This window comes from Neobacillus mesonae, from assembly GCF_023715155.1.
In the GTDB taxonomy this organism is placed as follows: Bacteria; Bacillota; Bacilli; order Bacillales; family Cytobacillaceae; genus Neobacillus; species Neobacillus mesonae_A.
Map to the genome: position 1 here is coordinate 60,615 of NZ_JAMBNQ010000006.1, position 25,289 is coordinate 85,903.

A 25,289-nucleotide genomic window follows, 5' to 3' on the forward strand; every position below is an offset into this window, starting at 1 on the left:
ATTTAGGAAGAACGGAGGCTTATCAATGTCAAAACAAATCGTCATTTTAGGTGCAGGGTACGGCGGTGTACTTTCTGCATTAACATTACGTAAATATTTAAATAAAAATGAAGCAGAAGTTACAGTGGTTAATCAGTTCCCTACACATCAAATTATTACTGAATTACACCGTCTTGCAGGTGGAACTATTAAGGAACAAGCAATTTCCATTCCATTGGAAAAACTTTTCAAAGGACTTGACGTTAACATTAAAATTTCTAAGGTTGAATCTTTCTCCGTTGATAAGAAAGAAGTCAAACTTGCTGACGGTTCACAATTATCCTATGATGTACTAATCGTTGCTCTAGGAAGTAAAACTGGTTACTTTGGTATTCCAGGACTTGAAGAAAACAGCATGGTATTAAAATCAGTAGATGATGCTAACAAAATTAATCAACATATCGAAGACCGTATTCGTTCATATGCTGAAACAAAAAATCAAGCTGATGCAACCATTGTTATTGGCGGCGGCGGACTAACCGGTGTTGAACTTGTTGGTGAGATCATTGACAACTTCCCTAAGATTGCAAAAAAATATGGGGTAAGTGCAGACGAATTAAAAATCAAGCTTGTTGAAGCTGCGCCAAAAATTCTTCCGGTTTTACCAGACCACTTAATCGAGCGTGCAATGGAAAGCTTATCAGCACGTGGTGTTGAATTTTTAACAGGACTTCCTGTTACAGGTGTTAAAGGTAATGAAATTGAATTAAAAGACGGCCAAAAAATCGTTGCTAATACGTTTATTTGGACAGGCGGTGTTGCAGCACTTCCAATCGTTGGCGAATCAGGACTTGAAGTTGACCGCGGTAAAGCAACCGTTAACGAATTCCTGCAATCTAAATCACACCAAGATGTATTTGTTGTGGGTGATAGTGCTGTTGCATTCCCTCCAGAAGGCGGACGTCCATATGCTCCAACTGCACAAAATGCTTGGCAGATGGGCGAACTAGTTGGTTACAACTTATATGCCTACTTAAACGGAAAAGAAATGGAAAAATTCTCTCCAGTTAATTCAGGTACTCTTGCAAGCCTTGGACGCAAAGACGCAGTTGCTACTGTAGGTGCTAATAATATTTCACTTAAAGGTCTTCCTGCAAGCTTAATGAAGGAAGCAAGTAATGTACGTTACTTATCACATATTAAAGCATTGTACAATTTAGCATATTAATTCATTAAAATAGACATTAAGCGATTAGCTTAATGTCTATTTTTTTAGCTATATTTTACATTGGAGTTGTCAAATCGGTATTGTCCTGATCAGAATCCATTTTCAATTTATTAGACGGGTCGATTGTTAACGTTACAAACACGCCAATTAGTAATAGGATGACGGACATAACAAATGGAACCTGCCAGTTTCCTGAGAGTGAAATTAAAAATCCAAACGCAACTGGTGACACCATACCTGCTATTCCAAATCCAGTATTCATCATGCCGCTCGCTGTTCCAGAATAATCTGGAGCTATATCCATCGGGATTGCCCATAAATTGGCATTACAAAGCTCAAGGAAGAAAAAGGCCAAGCTCATGGATATGGCAATTAAAGTAAGGTTATGAACAAATAAGGTTGGTAATAAAAAGATCAGCGACCCTGCTAATCCAGTGATAAGGATTGATCTTCTAGCAAACTTTAGGTTTTTTGTCTTTTTGTAAATCCGGTCAGATAATACTCCTCCCAAAGTATCACCAATAACCCCAGATAATAAAATACCAGCTGAAAATAATGCTGAACTCTTAATATTCAAATGATAAGCAGTAAATAAAAACGACGGGAGCCAAGTTAAATATACCCATAAGGTCCATCCATAACAAAAGTCTACAAATGTAACAGGAAGAATTCGCTTAAATAGTTTTTTCCAAGGGATGATCTTTTTAGATTGAGGATGATTTTCTTCATAAACAGGTAATGTGGCTAATTCCTCTGGAGTGATTTTAGGATGGTCTTTCGGATTATCTTTAAAATACAAAGTCCAGACCACCATCCAAATAATACTGATTGCACCCATAATAAAGAATGATTCTCTCCAGCCAAAAGCAACAATAAATAGAGCAATAACCGGTGGTGCAATAGCATTTCCAAGCCTGGAAGCTGAGTGGACAATGCCTTGTGCAAAACCAAATTTTTCTCTTGGCAGCCATTGGGACATTGCCTTTGTAGCTGTAGGAAAGGCTGCTCCTTCGCCGAAGCCAAGGCCAATTCTAACTAATATAGCACTGACTAATCCTGTTACCATACCGGTTAAAGCTGTTGTTAAAGACCAAATCAGACCTACAAAGGTAAGAGTTTTCTTAGCACCAGCCTTATCGCCAATCCAACCACCGAAAATCTGAAGAAGAGCATATGGGTATGCAAATGCAGATAAGATAAAACCCATTTCCGTTGTTGATAATCCTAAATCTTTTTCTATGAATGGAGCTGCAGTGGCAATGTTAACACGATCGATGTAGGTAATGAAGTACATGGCACATAGAAGAAATAACACCTTAGTTCCAACTGGGATTTTTTTCTTCATACCTTTCCCCCTATTATTGGTTTTGCCTTGCTCAAAATCTCAACATATAATTTGCTTATGAGCACCCGCCGCTTTTTGGTATTTATCACATCCTTTATTTGTATTTTTTAAAACGCTTACATTTAGACTAGTGAAGAATGGTAAGGAATATTCCTGTCCAGGTGTTTCAGGAATATTCCTTATCCGTTGTAAGCACTTTCAGTTTTTAAGAAAGGCTCTTTTCTAAAAGATTGTTGCTTTTTGCACCCTTTTTAAGATTCGTTCAAAAAATAGAGGTAGAAATTCCCCTTATTTAGGAAATTGGATGTTAATTAGCTGAAATAGACGGAGGAATTTCCCTTATTTGATTTTAAACTGCTAAAATCGGGTGCTTTTTATTGAATAACGGAAAAAACTCCGCTTATTTTTTACTATTTAAGCCTTAATTTTGCAAATAACGGGAAAACCTCCGCTTATTTTTTACTTCCAAGGGGGCTATCCTGTAATCCAGCTTTTTCGCAGAGTCCGCTTATTCCTAAATAGAATAAACCACTGCTTTTCTTGGCATAACAACATAGTTTACGAAAACAGCCTTAAGAAAAAACATGATCAAATTTTGGAGGTTAAAATCGATTCCAATAGTGTGCCAACCTGTCTTGGACGTTCGGCAACAAGAGCTCCAGCATTTCTTAATGCCAGCATTTTGTCTTGAACTGTCCCTTTTCCAGCCGTTATGATAGCACCTGCGTGACCCATTTTTTTCCCTTTTGGTGCGGTTCTGCCGCCTAAAAAGGCAACCAGCGGTTTAGTAAAGATTTTCTTTTCAATGGCTTCGGCCACTTCCTCCTCCATGGTGCCCCCAAGTTCACCAATCAACACAACAGCATCTGTATTTGGATCTGCTTGGAATAATGGCAGCACCTCTGCAAACCGGGTCAATGGGACGGGGTCACCGCCTATACCGATAAGTGACGAGGCTCCAAAGCCAGCTCTTACCACTTCAGCCGTTACTTCATTTGTAAGGGAACCGCTTCGTGTCATAATGCCGATCCGTCCTGGCCGGTACACACGTTCCAGCCAATACGGGAAAAATCCCATCATTGCCTGACCCATTGATATAATCCCTGAAGTATTTCCGCCAATGACCATAGCACCAGCATCAATGGCTGCCTTTCTCATCTGCAGTGCATCATGCAGCGGAATACCGTCACATAGAATCACCACTTTCTTAATTCCGGCATCAAGTGCTTCAAATAAGGCTTCTTTTGCAAACCGCGGAGGCACAAACAATAAGGAAGCATCTACCGGTATATTTCTTACAGCCCTTTCAACAGTATGAAAAACTGGTACACCGGCAGCATACTGCCCTTCCCTGCCAGGTGTCACACCTGCCACAACATTTGTGCCATAATCAATCATATGTTTTGTCCAGAAGCTTCCTTCCTTTCCCGTAATACCTTGAACCAATACCCGTGTAAATTGGTCTAGGATAATGCTCATTGTTTTACACCCCCAGAAAGTGCTATTGCTTTCTTGACCGCCTCTTCTGTATCGATTAATGGCTCAATCCCTGCACTTCGAAGAAGCTCATGAGCTTTTTCTTCGCCAGTTCCCCTAATGGCAGCAACAATTGGAAAAGGTGGATTGAGTTCTTTAATGGCTTCTACAATTCCCTCTGCCATCACATCAGCTCTTGCAATGGTTCCAAACGTTACGATCAGCAGAATCTTTATATCATTTTTCATCATAATATCCATTGCCTTCTTCGCCTTACGATAATTAGGTCCGCCAAATTCAAGATAGTTAGCAACCTTACCACCATAATCATTCACCAGGTCAAAGACCGTGTTTGTCAAACCAGCACCGGCACACATTAAACCGATTTCTCCATCAAACTGGATATATGGGATTCCTTCCTCCGCCGCTTCATATTCCGCATCATTTTCATAATAGGCCTCAGTCGCCTTAAACTGGGGATGTCTAAATAAGGCATTATCATCTATACTTACTTTCCCATCCCCTGCTATTAATTTTCCATCCTTGGTTACAATCAATGGATTAATTTCCACTAATTCAGCTTCATAGGTTCTAAAGACATTATACAAATCTTGCAAAATTTTAGTCCCCTGCCCTATTAATTTTTCATCTATTCCCATTTCATATAAAAGGCCGCGCACTTGGTAAGGTTGGATCCCTTTTGAAAGATCAATATAAATTTTATGGATTCGTTCCGGAATGTCTTTGGCAATTTCCTCAATATCCATGCCGCCTTCGGAACAGGCCATCATCATGGCTTTTCCTGTTACGGGATCAGCTGTAATCGAAACGTAGAGTTCTTTTTCGATTTGAATAGCTTCTTCAATCAAAAGACCGGACATATTTTTCGCTTTTGAAAAAATGGATTCCGCCTGGTTTGACGCTTCCTCTATATTTGAAACCAGCTTAATAAGTCCCGCTTTCCCTCTTCCGCCTTGCAGCACCTGGGCTTTTAAAACACAAGGAAAACCAATTTGGCCTGCTGCTTCCGCCATTCCTTCAAGTCCTTTAATGAACGTACGATTTGGTACAGGAATTTCAATTTGTTCAAATAGCTCTTTAGCTTGGTATTCGAATAATTTCATCAATCCATCACCTCCGGATTACTTTCCATATTTATTCCAATAATTACCCCACAACTCTTCTTCTGTCGGAACTACTTCCGGAATAACCCGGGAAACTCTTGTAATATTTAAAAAATGTTTATAAGATAAATTTTCTCCGATATTATTGCCTCCCCATGAACCTCCGCCCATAGAAAGGGTAAAGTTTAGTCCATTATTAAAATTACCGCCATTACCATACACTTGAACTTGATTAATCAATAATCTGCATACATCCATTTCATATCCAATCTGTTCTATATGTTTTTCATTGGTAGTATGCAGTCCGCAGGAGTGTCCTTTTCCCTGGTAATTTAAAATTTTCTTTGTTAGTTTCATTGCTTCTTGGAAATCCTTGGCTTTATAAACCGTTAGAACTACAGCCAGCTTTTCACCGGAAAATGGATAATCTTTTCCTACCCCGGTCTCTTTCACCATGAAGAAGGACGCATTTTGGGCATTCACATTATCCAGACCTGCCTCCTTAGCAATCACATTGGGATCTTTGGCCGTGGTGCGTGGATTTCTTTTTCCATCTATCCACATTGCCTCCTGCAGACGCTTTTTTTCCTCGGCATTACAGAGATATCCACCCTGTTTTTCCAGTGCTTCTATCATCTGATCATAAACTGCTTCTTCAATGACAACTGAGTTATCGTTTGAGCAGCTAGTGGCATTATCAAAGGTTTTACTTAAGAAAATTCTCCTGGCTGTCTCTTCAATGTTGGCAGAGGCATCTACAATAGAAACAACATTTCCGGCTCCTACACAGGCATTCGGTTTGCCGCACGTTTGACCATTACGGACATTATTTGCCGAACCTGTTACTGTTACAAAATCAGCCTGACTCATTAATTCTTTTGTAATGGCTTTATTTACTGGGGCAGGTAGTATTTGGAATAGATCTTTTGGCGCACCGATTTTTTCAAATTCTTCGTGTATATATTGGAGAAGTAATTGACTTGTGGAATGTCCTTTTGGTGAAGGCGCAATAATGATTGCATTCCGCCCTTTTAGTGCCATCATAGCAATATTAGCAGGCGTTGCACCTGGATTGGTAGAAGGTACAACAGCAGCCACAACGCCAACTGGTTTAGCGATTTCTGTTATGCCCTTTGCTTCGTCAATATTAATGATACCGACAGATTTTTCTCCTTTCAGGTCCCGGAGTGTTCCTAACGTTTTCCGTCTTTTCTTCGTAACCTTATCTTCGTAACGGCCTAACCCTGTATCTTTTAAGGCAATTTCAGCCAATTTTTCTGCATGACCGGGTTTATAGATCGCCCAGGCAACAGCTTGAACCACTTCATCTACCTGTTCCTGGCTGTAGTTATAAAAGGAATTCATCGCCGCTTTTGCTTTTCTTACCATTTCGGAAACTGTTTCTTGAACATTTACTTCGACCGTTTGATTATCACGATTTTTAACCTCTTCCATGGAACCCCTCCATCTATCATTCATTTCTTAACCAGCCCAAAAGGTTGGGCTTGCATGTTTAATCATAATGGATGTGCTCCCCAAAATTCAATATATTTATAATATTCAATATATTCTAATATAAAATTAAATTTATCTGAAATATTTATGAATCATTTCGTACAGTTTCCATAGGTAATAAAAAAGACCAGCTCGAATGATAGAGTTGGTCTTTAGAACTAGTTTACTATATCTCTTTTACCATCAAAGTTCATAATGGATAAATGATAGAAAAGTTTCACCAGCCGGTGTTAATTTCTTTTCATCATAAACCGAATAAAAATATCTCTTTAAATTTAAACCCTGAATCGTTAATTGCCGGATTGTTTTTAGCGAAAGTTCATGCTGAACAGATGCTTTTGAAATTATTGATATACCGATACCTGCTTCCACGGCCGATTTGATTGACTGTGTATTGTCCAATTCAAGAATAACATGCAGTTTTGATGGATCAATATTATTTTTTATTAACTGTTCTTCAAATAATTGCCTGGTCCCTGATCCTGATTCACGAAAAACAAATGGAAGAGTATAAATATCCTCCAGGGTCAGGCTGTTTCCCAATTCCATCGAATCTTGCAATGAAAAATCATTTGCGGCAATGATGATTAACTCGTCCTCAAAGAAAATGCGCTGCCGATATTCAGGATAATTAATCATGGATTGAACAAATCCAATATGAATTTTCTCGTTAATCAGCTTTTCTATCACTTGTTCTGAATTGTTAATATCCAATAGTATTTGCACATTTGGAAATTCCCTCTTGAAATTTCCAATCACCTGCGGGAGGATATGTTCTCCCATTGTCAAACTTGCGCCAATATGTAAAACACCGTGAATAGAATTAGACAGCAATGTAATATCTTTTTCAGTTTGATGAACGATATAAAATATTTTTTCAGCAGATTGAAACAAGATTTCGCCTGCTTGCGTTAAATCTACCTTTCTAGTTGTTCTTTTAAATAGTTTGGTATTAAGAGATTCTTCCAGCTGCCGGATTTGAAGGCTGATAGCAGGCTGTGACATATGAAGGATTTTCGCAGTTTTGGAGAAGCTTTTTTCACGAGCTACAGTATGGAATACTTTCAGATGTTCAAAATTCATCCCTTGTAGTTCCTTCCTTTGGAGTGGCTCCGATCCATTATTTAGTAATAGTTTAACAATCATTCTTTTATTTATCAATATATTCCGATAATTACAGAAATAAAATAGTACTTTAGTAAGGTTGTAAAGCAGAAAGCGGCGGTCCATTTGGATCGCCGCTTAAATCTATGCATTACACATTGACGGAAAGTCAACCCCCGCTGATTGAAGTTTCACATTATGCTTTTGGCAGTGGTTTTTTTATCCATTCTTTATAGAACGTATCAATATCCGGTTCAAAATCAAGAATAATTGGATACCAAGGAGGAACTGCTTCAACCTCCAGCTGTGCTGCACAATTAGGGCAATAATATTCCCTAATTACCTGCCATTCTGGATCAGGAGACATTAATTTTGGATAAATTTCGTTCATCTTCTCCTCAGTGTCCCGAACAAAAATCCGAGCGTGAAGCTTCCAATTTTCTTTGTAATCGCAAAATTCATGACCACAGTCACATTTAACAATGCGGTCTCCGTTTGCTTTTTGTACAATATATAAATGCAAGCCATATGGAAGAAGGATTGGATCATCCCAGCTCACCCGATCCTGCAAAACCTCCCGATAAAGTTCGAATCGTTCAGGGTCTTTATGGCTGGACATCATTTCCTTTAACTGATAAAACTCTAATGTCCCTTCAATTAACTCATTTATTCTTTTCTTATCGTATTTTGCCACGCCATTCACCTCTTTGTCTCATTTTTTATTTCTTTTGCTTGAAACGATTGATATGTGCCCCAAGAGTAGGGACCCCCAAATCATCCTCATAGATCATCCACTCTTCAGGGATATTCCAGAAGTCCTTGAATTCATCGGTGAATTTTTCGCTTAAGGCAAAGCTTTGCGCATACATATGTCTAACCTGAATAGAAGCGTCTTCGTTCATGATCTTTGTTCTTTCTTCTTGCATCCATTCTTTTACAGGCTGACTGCGCTCCAAACGCTGCTTGCGGATTTCTTTGCGTTTTTCTTCCGTCGCTTTTAAATCAACGGTGTAGACGCCATTTTCTTCCACGAAGACACACCCATATACTTGTTCCGCATAGCGCAGCAGGATATACTTTTCATTTAAGTCACTTTCAACCTGCTTTGGATTTCTTTCAAGCGGATCGCCAAATCCTGGACCCCCGCGGAGATAGTTCATAATCACATCGTAATCGCCAAACTGCTCTTGCGTAGACACGGCCTGCCTGTCGCGGTGGATAACCTCAGCTTCCATATTATCCTCATATATTGGATTATCAGGATCCACATCGCCGCCTAATGGGAGCGGCAGTCCTTTAGCAATACGCTCTTTAATGTTTGTTTTGTTAGCCTGGAATCGATATCCTGAAGATGCCGGGTATCCGCCCATTAAACCGCAATCTGTTGCCATGACTCCGGCACCGGCGACGAACATTGTCCATTCTTTTGCTCCCCATCCTAAACGAAGTGATTGCCAGCCGTTTCCGCCGCGGTATTTACCTGCACCGCCCGATCCAGGTAAAATTTGTCTTCCTAAGAAGATCAGCGGCTCTAAGAGCTCCCAAATTTCCATGTCGCCCATATCGCCTTCTGGATTCCAAAGAGCGGCCGAATGGCTGATTCCATCCTGAACAGCACTGGCTCCAACCCCGCAGGATGAGGTTTCAAAACTGTTCATGGCAGATAATTGGCCATATTGATCATATCCTCCGCCCATGAGCCAATTGGAGGTATGAGCATTTCCAGCATTTACTTCTTCTAAATATCCGCGTCCGAAATAGGCACGGCTTAATCCCCGCCATAAAGGAGACCAAGCGGCCACAAGCGCATGCCAAGTATTCGAATGGGCCGAACGAATATCATCCGGGTTAAACCACGAACCATACGGGATACCAAATTTACTTGCATAATAGGCACCATCATTAATCCGGTCATTTGGTACCAATGTTTGGGAAAGCATGACCCAAATTCCGCTCGTAATGGATACAGGTGTCGCGTTAAACGGATGCCAGCCCCATCGATTTGCCCCTTCAAAGTCAATTTCAAGCTTTGCATCTTTATGAACCGTAATTTCTGATGGTGTATGAATGATCGTATTTAGCTTTGCAAAGGATGGCAGATCCAGGTCCTTAAACGGAATGTCAACAAAAGATGCTTGACGGTACTTTCCAGGAATCAACATCGTTTTCACCTGGTTTACGAAACCGCGGCGGCCATCCTCAATAATTTCACGAATAAATTGTTTATAGTTATCGACGCCCTCCTCCTTGATAACATCAAGAACAAGGTCACGGATCATATGACAGCCTGCAATGCGGGTCTTTTCATCAAGTGTCCAATATTTAACCGCACGCACAGACCTGGTGCTTTCAAGAATCCAGTCTTTAGAAAGTGTATCGTTTTGCCCAATCTTTCGGCACGTTACCTGATAACCGTCATCATATCTCTGGACAGGTCCCATTGGCATACTTCCTGGTGCAGAAGCTCCTGTATCGATAACATGGGTTACGCCGCCAGCCCAGCCAACCACTTCACCTTCCCAGAAAATTGGAACTAATGTATGAACATCACATGTATGAACATTTCCTACATGGTTATCGTTATTACAGAAAATATCCTTATCATTTATTCCTGGATTATCTTCATAATCATTTTCAATCATAAATTTAATGGCTGCCCCCATTGTTCCTACGTGAATAATGATGCCGGTTGAAGTAACAATGGAGTCGGCTTCAGGAGTGTACAAACTGAAGCAAAGCTCGCCTTCCTGCTCAACGATTGGCGAAGCGGCAACTTTTTTTGCCGTTTCTCTAGCATGTACGACCCCGCCGCGGAGCTTGGAGTAGATTTTTTCAAAACGAATGGGATCGGTTTCCTTAAATGGAAGTGTTCTTAAACCAGCATAATGTCCCGTCTCTTTACTGATGTCGTTCATTTCTCTTCGCATTTGCTTTAGCGTTTTTCCGTCCCAGCCGATTGCCTTCTTTGTTTGTTGATGATCCTTAATAGTTTTAGCCAAATTCAGTACCTCCTTCATATTTTTAAAATAAGCTCGTTACTTCATTTCCTTTAGATGGAAAATCCGGTGCTCATCAAGATATGCTTCAAAGCCAAGAGGGACAACTAATGTAGTTGCCGTAGATTCCAAAATAGAAAACGCCTGAATACGGTTCCCTGGCATCAATTTTTCCATTTCGTAAATTTTTGCCGGCAGGAATTCTCCGTTCCAATAAATTTGACGATATCCTGCTAAAGCATCTGCTGGAGGAGTTTCTCCATATATTGGCTCTTCAGGAATCTGCGGCTTTGCTACCTCAACAACTCCTCGGACAATCGCACCTGTAATGGAGTAGCCAAGCTCTGGTGAAAGGGCAGCTCGTGCGTAAACTCTTGCGTATGTTTCTTCAAACGTCTTGATAAGGCTTTCCCAATCATCAACAGAATGGAAAGCTGAAATCGGTGCCTCAATTTCCAAATCATTTAATTGGCCTTGGTATTGCATACGGTATAGAAGACGGAAATCAACTTCTTCCGGTGCATAATCATTTTTCTTAAACTCTTCTGTTACCTTTTTCTTTAATTCATCCCATGCTCCCTGAAGTTCTTTTCCAGCCAGTAAAATATCAGAGTCTTCCGCTTTTTCAGCGACATTAATATCTAATGTTTTATCATAGCGGTATTCGAAATCAGCAGCACCACAGCCGAATGCCGAGAATCCGGCAGCCCAGGCAGGAATAAGAACTTCCTCAAAACCCAGCCCCTTTGTATAGCCGGCTGTATGAAGCGGCCCTCCCCCGCCATAAGAGAAGCAGACATATTGTGAAGGAGAATAGCCTTTTCCTAGAATCATAGACTCCAGATAGTTGCGCAGCTGTGATTCTAATAGTTCGATAACTCCGTATGCTGCATCCTCCACAGATAAGCCAAGCGGATCAGCAATTTGTTTTTTAACAGCTTCATAAGCTTTTTCTTTAGAAAGCTTGATGACTCCACCGATAAAGTTATCTGGATTGATGAGACCAAGAACAACGTGGCAGTCTGAAACAGTGACCGTGTCAATGCCTCCGCCTGGGTTACAAACACCTACACGTGATCCCGCACTGTCAGGTCCCAGTGTAATATTTCCATAGTTAGGATCGATGCGGACAAAGCTTCCTGTACCAGCACCTGTTGTATCCATTGCAACAAGCGGCAGGGACAAGACAAGGCGGGCCATGTCTGGACTTGTATTGATTGAAAGCTCACCTTGAGTAATTAGGCCAATATCAAAACTTGTTCCGCCGATATCTGAACAAGCAACATTCTTTAATCCAAGCTTTTCCGCTAAGTATTTAGCACCAACCATTCCGCCAATTGGTCCGGAAACACAGGTTCTCGCTAATTCGTTTGCTTTTATGCTAATCGTGCCCCCGTGGCTGGCCATGATCCGCAGGTCAAAATTAGTTCCTGCTTCTCTTAGGGCAGTGTCAATGTTTGCTAATGTCTGCCGTGATGGCTCGGCTGCATATGCCTCAACAATTGTTGTATTGGTCCGGTGAGATTCTTTTCTCACAGGATAATAGTCTACCGTTGCAAAAACTTTAATATCTTTATTTGCCTTTTTAACAATTTGTTCTGCGATATCGCGTACCTTTCTCTCATGTGCAGGATACTTATAGGAATGAAGCAAACTGATGACAATTGCTTCAACATCTTCATCAATCAGTTTTTGAATTGCCGGCTCCACCTCATGTTCATAAAGAGGAATAACAACATTTCCAAACAGGTCTACCCTCTCTGTTACACCGACTGTCCATTTCCTAGGCACAAGAGGAGAATCAAAGTGATGTGTATTAATATGAATTTTGTCCGAGTAGGAATAGCCAAGGAAGGATTGAAGTCCGCGTCCCATTCGATGGTTATCCTCCATTCCTCTGTTCACGACTAAGCCGACCCGGCGGCCAACTCTTGAAACTAGACGGTTAAGCATCGCTGTTCCAGAATAAACTCCGGCAAGAAGATTTGGGAATTCATCCTCTACTTTGGCATTCCATTGGCTTAAGGCATCTTTAGCAGAGTTTAATAGTCCAATATGTTCATCCAAAGGTGTTGTTTGTGCCTTGCCTACAACAAAATCTCCTTTTTCATCAATAATGAATGTGTCTGTCATTGTGCCCCCTGCATCAATGGCAAGAATTTGTGATCTGGCCAAATAAAAATCTCCCTTCTAGCGAAAAATTTAACAGCAGTCTAAGTAAGACTATTTATTCTTATTTTGCTGTTACTTTTTATAATGCAAGGAGCGTGCCAATCTCCATTCTCGTTAATATTCAAAATTTCAACGTTTTTTTGGGAATTGTCTTGTAGCGTTTCGCTACACTGTAGCGAAACACACTGTTTTACTTAAAACAGTGAACATTATTATTGATATAAATTCAAGGTTGGTCTAATATTATGAATATACAGAATAATCAAGTGATTATTAATTCGTATTTTTTAATCGTCTTCCTAGATCGCTTCAATCCTCTTAAAGCGTATAATTTTGCTGGTTCAGATTGTTTTAAAATATTTTGAGGAGGTTTAAAAGGTTTGATAAACTCTTTTCTCTCCGTTTTTTCCACACAGGATTTGTTTCACAAAGTAGACGAATTAAGAAAAACATGGGAAAACTTTATAACTAACCCTTCTTTAAATGAAAATGTGCTAGCCTCCGTCCGCAGTGAAATACTACATTCATGGAGCCGTTGTCAGTCTATTGGTTTGAACCCTGGACAAAAACAAGCCAAAAACGTACTTACTACATTGGAACTAGAAAAACTCCTATCAGAATCAGACCTTTACCGTGCAGCCAAACCAATCATTGATAACATTTTTGATAAATTAGCTGGGACTGGCTACTTGATTACGTTAAATGATGAAAATGGAAATATGATTTATTTAAAAGGCGAATCGGATATTATTAGAAAAACTGAAAAGATGAATTTCTTACCAGGTATGGATTGGAGTGAAAATGCGGCTGGCACCAATGCTATTGGTACAAGTATTATTTCCAAAAAGCCTATTCAAGTTTTTTCTGCTGAACATTTTTGTGAAGGCTTCCATCCAATGACATGCTCATCCTCACCCATTTTCCATCCATACACGAAAAAGGTAATTGGTGCTATCGACTTTACCGGCCTTTGGCCCAGCACCCAGCCACACACACTTGGTTTAGCGGTGTCCCTGGCACAGATCATTGAACAAGAGCTTCTTACCATGTATAAAGAGAAATATTTCCATCTAGAAGAATACTATCATCATAGTAAAACCCGATGGAAAGATAATCCTATTTTAGTCTTTAGTAATGAGTTTGTTTTTATAAATGGCGATCCAGTACTAATGGAAACGTTAAAACTTAAAAAAATGATGAATATTGAAAATCACCCGCAAATAAAGGATCTTTTCCAAAGCATGAACACGGCAGCCAATCAAACTGCTTACCATACAAAGCTCATTAAGGAAGCAGAAAAGAATGGTTACCAATTTAAAGGTGCCAAACCCATCAGTTTAAATAGAGAAGAAATTGGCTATATAATTATGTTCAAAGAAAAGAATCATCAGAGCTCATCCCTTGTGCGCTCTTTAAAAGAACGTACTATTATAGGCGAATCCGCAATGATAAAAAATATATTACATAAATGCGAACAGGTTGCACCAATCAACGCCCCTATCTTGTTAACCGGTGAAACAGGCACAGGTAAAGAGCTTATTGCAAGGCATATTCATGAAAGAAGTTCAGGAAATGATAAACCTTTCATCGCCATTAATTGTGGTGCTGTGCAGAAAGAACTAATAGGAAGTGAACTTTTTGGCTATGAAGGCGGGACATTTACAGGCGGAAAAAAAGACGGGAAAAGAGGAAAATTCGAAGAGGCAAATGGCGGGACCATCTTTTTGGATGAAATCGGTGAAATGCCCATTGATTTGCAGGTTCATTTACTTAGAGTGCTTCAGGAAAAGGAATTTACCAGACTAGGTTCTTCTAAGCCAATTGAGATTGATGTAAAAGTCATTGCAGCAACGAATAAAAACTTAAAAGCCATGATTGACGAGGGACTTTTTAGAAAGGATTTATTTTTCAGATTAAATGTCATTTCCATCTCCATTCCTTCCTTGCGAGAAAGGAAAGAAGATATTATACCTATCAGTAATTACTATTTGAATCAATTTGCGCAAAAGTATAAAAGACGTATGCCTATGGGTTTAACAGAGAGAACAAAAGATTTCTTTTTGAGTTATACATGGCCGGGAAATATAAGGGAATTAAGAAATGCACTGGAACATGCCGTTATCTTTTGTGATTCATCTGAAGTTGAAAAAAGACATTTACCTGACTATTTAGCAGAACTAAAAACCAAGTATTTTCAAAAAACACAAAAGCCTTCCGGTTTTTCTATTATCGAAAAAACAGAAATGGAGCAAATACGACAACTTTTAATCCAAACAGGCTGGAATATTTCCGCTGTTTCAAAAGAATTGAATGTAGCAAGATCCACTCTATATCGAAAGTTGAAAAAATATAATTTAAAGGACAGAATGGTTCCTTACTCTGCTCATTTGTGAGTAGAGTTTTTTGTTTATCAATGATCCGAAAAAAAAGAGGCAGACTCTTAAGAAAGAGCCTGCCTCTTATTTATATTAAGCTTTACGAACGTTTGCAGCTTGAGGTCCACGTTGACCTTGCTCAACGTCAAAAGTTACTGATTGACCTTCATCAAGAGATTTGAAACCTTCGCCTTGGATAGCTGAGAAATGAACGAATACATCTTCTCCGCCTTCACGTTCAATGAATCCGAAACCTTTTTCTGCATTAAACCATTTTACTTTACCATTTTCCATTTATGTTGCCTCCTAGTGTATAACACACACATTATAATACTATCCTTGACCTCAGTGATCCAAAGACGAAAAGATAAACTTATGCGATTTTTTACACTGAACAAAAATAATTCTTTACTATCATACCACTTATTTTTAAAATATGCAAGGATTGTAAAAATAAATAGTGAAATTTTAAAAAATATAAGTCCAGCTGCATTTTTCTCATTTATTTCAAAATTAGTAATTTGTATATTCTGTTATTTAGAACATTCTGTTAATTTGTTTTGCACTAAACAGAATACCGCTCTATTAAAGGGTTTTAATCAGCTTCATTTCCCCATTTTTGGGTATTAATTCATATTTTTTCGGGTGCTCTTGGACACCTATATCATATTTTTTAAAAGAAAAGGAAAACAGCTTACGTTCGACTTTCCCTTTTTCTCCAATTAAATTAAACCATTGCTGCCCCACATAAAATGGATTCATGATGATATTATCAACAATAAAAGCAATACGTTCATGTTCTTCTTCTGATTGACATTTTGTTTTCGTGGAAAGTGCCAATACAAAATAGTTTTGAAACTTATCTAATTCAAGCAGCTGCAGATAACGGGACTTACGCTGTTTTTTATTGAAATCTTTCAAAACTGTTTTGATGCTTTTTTCTATATCTATTTCGTATTTACCAGCATCTCTCCAGGCCGATATGCGGGAGTCGAATAGAGACAATGTCAGAATATAATGAGAAGCATACTTTGAGGGATCAAATACATCTTCAACAACTGACTTTTCGTCGACCGGCTTAACAATATATTTCTTATAGTCTGCAAAAAAAGTTTCGTTCATCACTTATACCTTCTTTCATACGTTAATTGGATAGACCGGTAAATCGTTGTTATATATATATATTCCCCTTATAAAATGAAAATCCTGCTTTTTCCTCCACAAATCAACAATTCTCTTAGCTTTTAATTAAAAAGTCCTACTTTCCTTCCAAAAAATTGTCGTAATTGATTTTTGAGAAATGATATTCGTTAAAAAAATCTATCTGATTGACTCTGATCATCAGTCACACATTCAATTTTTAATAGATACAAGATTGACACCAAATTAACTAAAGATTTATAATCTTATTGTTAACCTTTTTTATTAATAAGTTTACTTAAAGTCTAGGAGGGAAAATATGTTACAATCACATACTCAATTAAAAATGTGGATTTTTAGTGCCCTATTTGCAGCAATCATTGGCATCTTGGCACAGGTGACCATCCCGCTGCCGCTTGTTCCGATTACAGGCCAAACACTTGCAGTTGGATTAGCGGCTACCATTTTAGGTTCTAGATATGGCACTCTTTCCGTTATCTTGTATGCCTTCATGGGCGCAGCAGGAATTCCTTTTTTTAGTGAAATGTCTGGAGGATTTGGGGTAATTGTAGGGCCTACAGGCGGTTTTATTGTTGGATTTATTCCAGCAGCATTTATTACAGGCCTTATTTTAGAAAAGACAAAATATACCATTCCCCAAGCCATGATTGCCAATACTGCCGCCATGTTGATTACATTATCCATCGGAACAGTCTGGCTGAAATTCGCTGCAAACCTAAACTGGTCAACAGCTTTTGCCTCGGGATTTTTACCGTTTATTGTGGTTGGGGTAATTAAAGCATTTCTAGCTTCATGGATTGGCATTACGGTTTATAAAAGACTTGTATCAGCAAAAATGCTTCCGGCAGCTCATCAAATATCAGGTTAAAGTATCGGAATGGGCTAAATTAGCAAACGTCATCTTCGATTCAATAAAAATAGCAAAAAGGACTTCTTACAAGAGAAGTCCTTTTTTATAGAAAAATAGCAATTATATTATTCGATAATAATATTTTTAAATCTTTGACCTTGATATTTCCCGAAAGTTCAAAAATTCACACTTGATTACGATACGCTTCCGGCAGCCTGCAGCTCTATGTTATCGCTGAGGCCAAGCGACCGAGCTGTTGAAGCTTGAATCTTGCGAATAAGCTCTGGGTGTTCCAATAATTTCAAGCCATAAGATGGAATCATTTCTTTAATTTTTGGTTCCCATTCATTGATATATTGCGGGAAGCATCTATTAATGACATCCAGCATTACGTGTACAGCAGTAGATGCACCTGGAGAAGCACCTAACAATGCAGCGATTGATCCGTCAGCAGCATTGATTACCTCTGTACCGAATTGAAGGGTTCCTTTTCCGCCGGCATCTGTATCTTTAATTACTTGGACGCGCTGGCCTGCTACTACGATATCCCAATCCTCGCTTTTAGCATTTGGGATAAATTCCCGCAGCTCTTCAATACGCTGCTCCTTTGATAACATAAGCTGTTGGATCAAATATTTGGTTAATGGAATGTTCTTTGCACCAGCAGCTAACATGGTTAAAACATTATCCGGTTTAACAGAACCTAATAAATCCATATTAGAACCGTTTTTTAAGAATTTTGGCGAGAAACCGGCAAATGGTCCAAATAGTAATGATCTTTTGTTGTCAATATAACGTGTATCAAGGTGTGGTACAGACATTGGAGGAGCACCAACTTTAGCTTTACCGTAAACTTTTGCATGATGCTTCTTCACAACTTCTGGATTATTACATACCAGGAATAGACCGCTTACCGGGAATCCGCCAACATGCTTGCTTTCAGGAATCCCTGTTTTTTGCAGTATAGGAAGACTTCCGCCGCCGGCGCCAATAAAGACGAATTTTGCAGTATGACGTTCAATCGCACCTGTTTCCATGTTCCATACTTTTAATTCCCATAAGCCGTCTTCGGTACGTTTAATATCTTCTACTTGGTGTCTATATCTAATATCAACATTTTGATTTTCTAAGTGACCAAGCAGCATCCGGGTTAAATTACCAAAGTTGACATCCGTTCCAGAGTCAATTTTAGTTGCTGCAATAGGCTCGTTGGAAGTTCGGCCTTCCATAATAAGCGGAATCCATTCCTTCAATTTATTAGGGTTGTCGGAAAATTCCATCCCCTTAAACAATGGATTTTTTGATAATGCTTCAAAACGCTTTCTCAGGAAAGCTACGTTCTGTTCCCCATGTACTAAACTCATATGAGGCAGCGGCATGATAAAGTCATGCGGATTCTTTATTAGTTTGCTATCTACAAGATAAGACCAAAATTGCTTTGAAAGTTGGAACTGTTCATTAATTCTGATTGCCTTCGTAATATCTATAGATCCATCAGGTTTTTCGGGTGTGTAGTTTAACTCACAAAGTGCAGAATGCCCTGTTCCAGCGTTGTTCCATTCATTTGAGCTTTCCTCTCCTGCGCTTTCGAGTTTCTCAAACACCGTAATTTCCCAGTCCGGTGATAATTCTTTCAAAAACGACCCCAAAGTAGCACTCATAATACCGGCGCCAATTAAGATTACGTCTGAACCAGTTTGTTTAATACTCATATTTCCCATCCTTTTATCCCCTAAGATTTACAGAAAGGATGCAGGCGTCCCTGCTTATGCAGCATAGCAAGCCGGACGTAACTTAGCCACACATCATTTCCGAACCAATACTAACCTACTTATAGTATAGCACTATTACTTATAGATTAAAATATCTACAATTATATGAAAGTTATAAGTTATCTTACTACAATATTAACACAAATTTTTTCTTCTTGATTATTTTGGTAAAAAAATAAAGAAACTGCCCATATTTGAGCAGTTTCCTTTACCATCATTCCACTCGCCATTCGAGTAATTCCCCCTCATCCCTTCCAACAATTAGAAATTCTAATTGTTTATTCAATCCTAAACTAAACAATTCAATTTTCAGGATAACAAATATTATTGTTATGCCGATGGATAGCTTTCCCAAAAATCACTTTGAATTTACTTTTATTTTTAACACGTTGATATTTGATTTGTAACTATCCTGCAGTTACAGCCATCAATTGAACCTTACTTATTCGCCAAACCCCATGTCCAGCAAACCAAATATCTTTCCATGCTTTCGAACATTCACTCTCTTTTCCTGCCGATCCATTTCAGACTTGTAAGCAAAAAATTTGCATGGATTCCGCTCAAAACATTAGTGTAAAGAATATCTTCTATCATTGACTCCATCAAGATGTTCTGTTATTCCTTGTTGTTATATTCTCCGATGCAAGGAAGCGCGGTTCCCGAATAAACAAGATCTGCTGCAAGAATGTCTTGACCAGTTGAAATGCTTCCTGCTAGAACAATGATTCCATCCTAAAACTCAGCTTCATTGCATTACATTATTTCAAAGCAATGCAAATATTTTTTGCTTCTGTAAAAAATTCCATGCTATGATGACCGCCTTCACGTCCCACCCCGCTTTTCTTCATTCCACCAAAAGGAGCTCTTAGATCACGAACAAACCAGCAGTTCACCCATATCGTACCAGCACGAACTGAATGTGAAATTCGGTGGGCACGCTTGAGATTTTCGGTCCAAACAACGCCGTTTAAGCCATAATCTGTATCATTAGCAATTCGAAGCGCTTCTTCTTCGGTATCAAATGGGATGATCGTCACGATTGGTCCAAAGATTTCTTCTTGGCAAATACGAGACTTTGGATTTTCTTGAATATACACCGTAGGCTCTAAATAGAAACCCTTTTGTAAATATTCCGGTAAATCTGGACGTTTGCCACCGCAGATTAACATAGCATTTTCTTCTTTGGCAATCTCAAGATAGCTTGTTACTTTTTTATAATGCTCTTCACTGACAACCGGACCCATTTTTGTTTCCACATCTTGCGGATCGCCTACTTTAAGTTCCATTGCTGCTTTCTTAAACCTTTCAAGAAACTCATCTAAAATGGTTCTTTGCACCAAAATTCTGGAGCCCGCAAGACAGACTTGCCCTGAATTCATAAATGCTGCATGAATGGAAACAGGTATAGCTTTATCAAGATTAGCATCTTCAAAAATGATATTCGCGGCTTTTCCACCTAATTCAAAAGAAACTTTTTTTAACGTATCTGCTCCACTTTTCATGATTCGCTTTCCTGTTGCGGTCGAGCCTGTAAAAGAAACAAGATCCACTTCGGGATGGGAAGTCAAAGCAGTTCCCACGACTCCGCCTAAACCATGGACTACATTGACAACGCCATCTGGTATCCCTGCTTCCTTGGCAATTTCTCCAAGAAGGGATACAGAAAGCGGCGTCATTTCAGCTGGTTTAATAACCGCTGTGTTCCCTGCAGCTAGACAAGGACCAAGTTTCCAAGTGGTCAACATAAAAGGAACATTCCAAGGGGTAATTAATGCAGCAACACCAACCGGTTCATAGCGGGTATAATTCAAATACTCCTCTTCCATTGGATACACTTCACCGCCTTGCTTCTCCATGAAGTCAGCAAAGAACTTGATGTTATTAGCAGCACGCGGGACTTCATGCTGGACCGCAGAATGGAATGGTTTCCCGACATCGGTTGCATCTAATCTCGCAATCTCTTCTTTCCGCTCAAGGATGATTTCGGCCATGCGGCGAAGCTTTGAACAGCGCTCAGCTACTGTCATCTTTCGCCATGGGCCATTCTCAAATGCATCCCTAGCAACCCGACAAGCACGATCCACATCTTCATGTGCGGCTTCACTTACTTTCGCAATGATTTCCTGCGTAGCAGGGTTTTTTACCTCAAAAACAGCACCACTTTTAGCTTTTACATATTCACCGTTTATATAAAGACCGACTTCTCTTACTCCGGTTTGTACGTTTGTCATTTTGAAACCTCATTTCTCTTCTTAACAGATTCTCCTGCTATCCCCCAGTGTTCTGGCTCTAATTCATTAATCATCACGCGAACACTTTGGACGGGAGCATCTAAAACATCAGAAACTAAATCGGTCATTTCCCGAATTAAACGTTCTTTCTTTTCTGGCGATCTCCCTTTAAGAATATTAACTTGAATAAATGGCATAAATACCGCTCCCTTCACATTGAAATTTATTCCGTAAATACAGCCTCAACCATACCAAGGCCATCAAAGCCTGCTGTGAAATGGTCACCTGCTTCAATTTTAATCGCAGCTGATAAGGAGCCGCTTAACACTACTTCTCCTGGATGAATACTTTGGCCGACTTTATACAAACGATTGGCTAACCAAGCTATCGCTCTCGCAGGATGCCCCATTACCGCTGCACCAGCACCAGTTGCAACGACTTCACCGTTTTGTTTAAATACCATTCCCATTAATTTCATATCAAAATTTTTAGGAGAATAAAATCTTTCGCCAATAATAAAGCGGGAAGAAGATGAATTATCTGCCACCGCATCTGGAAGTGTAAAGCTGAACCCATGGAACCGGCTGTCAATCAGTTCAACTGCAGGCGCAATATATTCAGTTGCTGCTAATACATCCGCGACCGTTACATGAGGTCCTTTGACTTCTTTATTAAAAATAAAAGCAATTTCCGGCTCTAATTTTGGATGGATGAAAGGAGCAAGCGAAATCTTTTCATCTTCAAACAACTGCATATTTTCAAGCAAGACTCCATAAGATGGCTCATGAACACCAATCATTTGTTGTTTAGCTTTGCTGGTTAAACCGAGTTTTCGACCTATTTTTTTGGTGTTTTCTTCTTTACATTTTATATCTACTAAGCGTTCCTGAACCTGATAAGCCAACGTTTCATCTAATTCAGGATAGACGTCAACAAACCTATTCACCGGTTTTTTCTGTTTTTCTGCCTTAAGCAGGTCAAAGGCAATTTGATCGATTACATCCGTCTTAATCATGTTTTCACCTAGTTTCTATTGATATCCCATTTATCAGCAGAGGATTGTGAGCCCCACTGATAAATATTCCCTTTATTCTTTGGCTATGTTAAACTTGGCTGTTGATTTTCGCTCCACAAGGAAGTCTTCGTGCCTTCCGCTGCAATCAACATGGTTATAAAAAATCAACACCACTCTTTAACAGAGCTTATTCTTTAAAAGAAGCTGTGACTGAGCCTATATGAGCAAACTCCGCAGTAAAGATGTCATTTACATTCACTTCAATGGCACTAGTTAATGCTCCTGAAAGAATAATTTCACCAGCTTTTAAAGAGACATTGTATTTGCTTAAAGAATTCGCCAGCCATGCAACCGAACGAATTGGATTTCCAAGGACGGCTGCTCCTGCACCTGAATCAATCATTTCACCATTTTGATAAGCGACCATGCCGATATGAGTAAGATCAATCCCATCAAGCTTTGTCGGTTTCCCTCCAATAATCGCACAAGCAGAAGAACCATTGTCTGCAACAGTATCTTCAAACTTTATCTTCCAATCTGCAATTCTGCTATCAATCACTTCAATAGCTGGAACGATATAATCAGTAGACTCAATGACATCAAAAATGGAAACATTGGGACCTTTTAAATCCTTCTTCAAAATAAAGGCAATCTCAAATTCTACTTTTGGTTGAATAAATGGTTCCAGCGAAATATCGTCACCTTCAACATACATCATATCTGCCAATAAATGACCATAATCGGGTTGGTTGACGCCAAACATATTTTGAATCGCTTTGCTTGTCGCGCCAATTTTTTTCCCGACAATGATTCCGCCGCTTTCGATTTTTCTACGGATAATCTCTAATTGTGTGTGATAGGCTTCATCGACGGTAATTTCTGGATAGGAAACCGTTAACGGCTCAATCACTTTCTTTGTTTTCTCGGCTTCCAATAAACGAGTGGCAGCAGCTTCAATGATTGACACTAGTGTTCCTCCTTATCCTAGTACTAAACTTTTAACCTTTTTTTCTGCGCTAGTTCTACCGCGACGTCTAAAATCCAGTCCTCCTGGCCAGCGACGGCATGCCTTTTCCCCAGCTCTTCCATAATCTCGGATACACCGACATCAAACTTTTCTGCAGCATGTCGAACATGGAATAAAAAGCTGTTATAAACACCTGCATAGCCACTCGATAAGTTATCGCGGTCAATCACGATTGGAGACTGCATCAGACGAGCCACCTTTTCCTCCGCTGCATCCATTAAAATCGCTAAGTTGATGCCTGTTTCAATGTTCATTTTGTTTAGCACAGCAACAAGGATTTCGGTTGGTGCATTTCCAGCTCCTGCACCTAATCCTCTCAGCGTACCATCGATTTGGTCTGCGCCAGCTTCAAGCGCTGTTATCGTATTACCAATTGCCAAGCCAAGATTATTATGAGCGTGGAAACCAACATTAATGGACAATGCTGATTTTAATGCGGTTACTCTTTCGCGAACACCGTTTGGAACAAGTGCTCCAGCAGAATCAACAACATAAACACAATCTGCGCCATAGGATTCCATCAGCTTCGCCTGTTCGGCAAGAACGTTTGCAGGCTGGGTATGCGACATCATTAGGAACCCAACGGTCTCAAGTCCTAATTCTTTTGCCAGGCGGAAGTACTGCTCCGTAACATCTGCTTCCGTACAATGAACGGCGATCCTGATTAAGGAAATGCCTATTTCGGCGGCCTCTCTTAACTCTTCGCTCGTTCCAATCCCTGGAACAAATAAAGATGCAATTTTTGCTTGTTTTGCTGTTTCCACAGCTGCTTTAATCAAGTCAAATTCAGAATGAGTCGAAAACCCTTGCTGAATTGTCGAGCCGTTTAAACCAGAACCATGGCTAACTTCAATAACAGGCACACCTGCTTCATCTAAATCTTTTACAATTGAGCGAACTTGTTCTGGTGTATAACTATGACTAACGGCATGATCACCGTCTCTTAATGTTGTATCTGTCAGTCTAGGAATCTTCATCGAGTTACCTCCTTAGATCCAAGAAAATGTGCTGCATATACATCTCCAACTCGATAGGCAGATGCAGTCATGATATCCAAATTCCCGGCATAGGCTGGGAAGAAATCCCCCGCTCCGACAACCTCATTCATGATCACGACTGTTGGCAAATGTCCCCATGGGGTTTCACGATAATCAACAAATGGCGTCCCTTTTAAGTGATATCCCGGAATATAGCTTGAAATTTCAGCTGCAATCGATTGAACCGATTCAATTACCGCTGCTTCATCAAATTCTTCTTTAATTACCGCATAGATGGAATTTGTCATATTGATTGGCGGCTCTGCTGGATTGAAAACAGGAATCGCTCTCGCCATTGTCGCTCCTCCAATTTGTTGAACCGCATTTGCTGTTGTGCGGACAAACTCGTCAACATTTTGTCTTGTTCCTGGGCCAATTGACAGACTTGCCGCTGTCGTAATAACTTCTGCATAATGAACAGGAACCACGCGGCTGACGGCGTGAACGAGCGGAGTCGTTGCCTGACCGCCGCACGAAATTAAGTTAACGTTCATCGCTTCAAGATGATCATGCAGATTTACGGTTGGAACAACAAATGGTCCAATTGCCGCCGGAGTCATATCAACAGCTAACTTTCCTTGTTTTCTTAGTGCTTGAGCATTTAGTTTATGGGCTTTGGCACTTGTTGCATCAAACACAATCTTAATGTCTGGGTCTTCTAAAATCGCATCAATCCCATGATGGCTTGTTGTAATTCCCTTATCCTTTGCTCTTGCAAGCCCTTCAGAATTTGGGTCAATTCCTGCAACTAACACTAACTCCATGTTTCCATCATTTTTTAAAATTTTGTACATCAAATCTGTTCCTATATTTCCCGATCCTAAAATCGCTGCTTTTACTTTTGCCAAGACCTTACACCCCGCTTTTCTCGTATTCAATAAA

Annotated in this window: 20 protein-coding genes; 3 read left to right on the top strand and 17 right to left on the bottom strand. The window is 39.7% G+C overall.

Annotated features, from left to right (window positions below; genetic code table 11):
• Positions 1-25 precede the first annotated feature (25 nt).
• Positions 26-1,207, top strand: a complete 1,182-nt coding sequence (locus tag M3183_RS08080) for an NAD(P)/FAD-dependent oxidoreductase (RefSeq protein WP_251468336.1) — start codon at positions 26-28, stop codon at positions 1,205-1,207.
• Between the two features lie 55 nt (positions 1,208-1,262).
• On the opposite strand, the gene M3183_RS08085 is transcribed toward M3183_RS08080, so the two are convergent.
• The 8 genes from M3183_RS08085 to M3183_RS08120 form a co-directional block, all read right to left on the bottom strand.
• Positions 1,263-2,552, bottom strand: coding sequence for an MFS transporter (locus M3183_RS08085; protein ID WP_251468337.1), 1,290 nt, complete (start codon positions 2,550-2,552; stop codon positions 1,263-1,265).
• Between the two features lie 588 nt (positions 2,553-3,140).
• Positions 3,141-4,031, bottom strand: a complete 891-nt coding sequence (gene sucD / locus M3183_RS08090; protein ID WP_251468338.1) for a succinate--CoA ligase subunit alpha — start codon at positions 4,029-4,031, stop codon at positions 3,141-3,143.
• Positions 4,028-5,152 carry a succinate--CoA ligase subunit beta gene (locus tag M3183_RS08095; protein WP_251468516.1) on the bottom strand — a complete coding sequence of 375 codons (1,125 nt, stop codon included), beginning with the start codon at positions 5,150-5,152 and terminating at the stop codon, positions 4,028-4,030. Before M3183_RS08095 ends, sucD begins: the two co-directional genes overlap by 4 nt.
• A gap of 18 nt (positions 5,153-5,170) precedes the next feature.
• The gene (gene sauS, locus M3183_RS08100) at positions 5,171-6,607 is read right to left on the bottom strand and encodes an acylating sulfoacetaldehyde dehydrogenase (protein ID WP_251468340.1); all 1,437 of its coding nucleotides are present in this window, start codon (positions 6,605-6,607) and stop codon (positions 5,171-5,173) included.
• 243 nt (positions 6,608-6,850) lie between these two features.
• Positions 6,851-7,750 carry a selenium metabolism-associated LysR family transcriptional regulator gene (locus M3183_RS08105; RefSeq protein WP_251468341.1) on the bottom strand — a complete coding sequence of 300 codons (900 nt, stop codon included), beginning with the start codon at positions 7,748-7,750 and terminating at the stop codon, positions 6,851-6,853.
• Positions 7,751-7,967: 217 nt separating this feature from the next.
• Positions 7,968-8,465: an acetone carboxylase subunit gamma gene (locus tag M3183_RS08110; protein ID WP_251468342.1), complete on the bottom strand. Its 498-nt coding sequence runs from the start codon at positions 8,463-8,465 to the stop codon at positions 7,968-7,970.
• Between the two features lie 25 nt (positions 8,466-8,490).
• The gene (locus M3183_RS08115) at positions 8,491-10,770 is read right to left on the bottom strand and encodes a hydantoinase B/oxoprolinase family protein (protein ID WP_396953706.1); all 2,280 of its coding nucleotides are present in this window, start codon (positions 10,768-10,770) and stop codon (positions 8,491-8,493) included.
• 36 nt (positions 10,771-10,806) lie between these two features.
• Positions 10,807-12,942 carry a hydantoinase/oxoprolinase family protein gene (locus M3183_RS08120; RefSeq protein ID WP_285879055.1) on the bottom strand — a complete coding sequence of 712 codons (2,136 nt, stop codon included), beginning with the start codon at positions 12,940-12,942 and terminating at the stop codon, positions 10,807-10,809.
• A gap of 377 nt (positions 12,943-13,319) precedes the next feature.
• Between M3183_RS08120 and M3183_RS08125 the strand changes: the two genes are divergently transcribed.
• Entirely contained in the window at positions 13,320-15,332 is a 2,013-nt protein-coding gene (locus M3183_RS08125) for a sigma-54-dependent Fis family transcriptional regulator (protein ID WP_251468344.1), read from the top strand.
• Positions 15,333-15,407: 75 nt separating this feature from the next.
• Here the strand turns inward: M3183_RS08125 and M3183_RS08130 are convergent, their stop codons facing one another.
• Both M3183_RS08130 and M3183_RS08135 read right to left on the bottom strand, forming a co-directional pair.
• Positions 15,408-15,608, bottom strand: a complete 201-nt coding sequence (locus M3183_RS08130) for a cold-shock protein (protein WP_251468345.1) — start codon at positions 15,606-15,608, stop codon at positions 15,408-15,410.
• 291 nt (positions 15,609-15,899) lie between these two features.
• A complete protein-coding gene (locus M3183_RS08135; protein WP_251468346.1) occupies positions 15,900-16,436 on the bottom strand; it encodes a hypothetical protein in 537 nt (178 codons plus the stop codon).
• A gap of 337 nt (positions 16,437-16,773) precedes the next feature.
• Here M3183_RS08135 and M3183_RS08140 point away from each other — a divergent pair, with 337 nt between their 5' ends.
• On the top strand, positions 16,774-17,343 hold the full coding sequence (locus M3183_RS08140) for a biotin transporter BioY (RefSeq protein ID WP_251468347.1): 570 nt from the start codon (positions 16,774-16,776) through the stop codon (positions 17,341-17,343).
• A gap of 176 nt (positions 17,344-17,519) precedes the next feature.
• On the opposite strand, the gene M3183_RS08145 is transcribed toward M3183_RS08140, so the two are convergent.
• From M3183_RS08145 to M3183_RS08175, 7 genes are all read right to left on the bottom strand, one after another.
• Positions 17,520-19,037, bottom strand: a complete 1,518-nt coding sequence (locus M3183_RS08145) for a malate:quinone oxidoreductase (RefSeq protein WP_251468348.1) — start codon at positions 19,035-19,037, stop codon at positions 17,520-17,522.
• Positions 19,038-19,855: 818 nt separating this feature from the next.
• Positions 19,856-21,328 carry an aldehyde dehydrogenase gene (locus tag M3183_RS08150; RefSeq protein ID WP_251468349.1) on the bottom strand — a complete coding sequence of 491 codons (1,473 nt, stop codon included), beginning with the start codon at positions 21,326-21,328 and terminating at the stop codon, positions 19,856-19,858.
• On the bottom strand, positions 21,325-21,525 hold the full coding sequence (locus M3183_RS08155) for a 2-hydroxymuconate tautomerase (RefSeq protein WP_251468350.1): 201 nt from the start codon (positions 21,523-21,525) through the stop codon (positions 21,325-21,327). The genes M3183_RS08150 and M3183_RS08155 overlap by 4 nt, the downstream gene beginning before the upstream one ends.
• A 26-nt stretch (positions 21,526-21,551) precedes the next feature.
• A complete protein-coding gene (locus M3183_RS08160; RefSeq protein WP_251468352.1) occupies positions 21,552-22,343 on the bottom strand; it encodes a 2-keto-4-pentenoate hydratase in 792 nt (263 codons plus the stop codon).
• A 187-nt stretch (positions 22,344-22,530) separates the two neighbouring features.
• Positions 22,531-23,310: a 2-keto-4-pentenoate hydratase gene (locus tag M3183_RS08165; protein WP_251468354.1), complete on the bottom strand. Its 780-nt coding sequence runs from the start codon at positions 23,308-23,310 to the stop codon at positions 22,531-22,533.
• Between the two features lie 23 nt (positions 23,311-23,333).
• On the bottom strand, positions 23,334-24,347 hold the full coding sequence (gene dmpG, locus M3183_RS08170) for a 4-hydroxy-2-oxovalerate aldolase (protein ID WP_251468356.1): 1,014 nt from the start codon (positions 24,345-24,347) through the stop codon (positions 23,334-23,336).
• Positions 24,344-25,255: an acetaldehyde dehydrogenase (acetylating) gene (locus M3183_RS08175; protein ID WP_251468358.1), complete on the bottom strand. Its 912-nt coding sequence runs from the start codon at positions 25,253-25,255 to the stop codon at positions 24,344-24,346. The genes dmpG and M3183_RS08175 overlap by 4 nt, the downstream gene beginning before the upstream one ends.
• Positions 25,256-25,289: the final 34 nt, after the last annotated feature.

Coding starts and splice junctions, on each gene's coding strand:
- M3183_RS08080 (WP_251468336.1), top strand. CDS start 26: ATGTCAAAACAAATCGTCATTTTAGGTGCAGGGTACGGCGGTGTACTT.
- M3183_RS08105 (WP_251468341.1), bottom strand. CDS start 7,750: ATGAATTTTGAACATCTGAAAGTATTCCATACTGTAGCTCGTGAAAAA.
- sucD (WP_251468338.1), bottom strand. CDS start 4,031: ATGAGCATTATCCTAGACCAATTTACACGGGTATTGGTTCAAGGTATT.
- M3183_RS08160 (WP_251468352.1), bottom strand. CDS start 22,343: ATGATTAAGACGGATGTAATCGATCAAATTGCCTTTGACCTGCTTAAG.
- dmpG (WP_251468356.1), bottom strand. CDS start 24,347: ATGAAGATTCCTAGACTGACAGATACAACATTAAGAGACGGTGATCAT.
- M3183_RS08150 (WP_251468349.1), bottom strand. CDS start 21,328: ATGACAAACGTACAAACCGGAGTAAGAGAAGTCGGTCTTTATATAAAC.
- sauS (WP_251468340.1), bottom strand. CDS start 6,607: ATGGAAGAGGTTAAAAATCGTGATAATCAAACGGTCGAAGTAAATGTT.
- M3183_RS08145 (WP_251468348.1), bottom strand. CDS start 19,037: ATGAGTATTAAACAAACTGGTTCAGACGTAATCTTAATTGGCGCCGGT.
- M3183_RS08095 (WP_251468516.1), bottom strand. CDS start 5,152: ATGAAATTATTCGAATACCAAGCTAAAGAGCTATTTGAACAAATTGAA.
- M3183_RS08130 (WP_251468345.1), bottom strand. CDS start 15,608: ATGGAAAATGGTAAAGTAAAATGGTTTAATGCAGAAAAAGGTTTCGGA.
- M3183_RS08155 (WP_251468350.1), bottom strand. CDS start 21,525: ATGCCATTTATTCAAGTTAATATTCTTAAAGGGAGATCGCCAGAAAAG.
- M3183_RS08085 (WP_251468337.1), bottom strand. CDS start 2,552: ATGAAGAAAAAAATCCCAGTTGGAACTAAGGTGTTATTTCTTCTATGT.
- M3183_RS08140 (WP_251468347.1), top strand. CDS start 16,774: ATGTTACAATCACATACTCAATTAAAAATGTGGATTTTTAGTGCCCTA.
- M3183_RS08135 (WP_251468346.1), bottom strand. CDS start 16,436: ATGAACGAAACTTTTTTTGCAGACTATAAGAAATATATTGTTAAGCCG.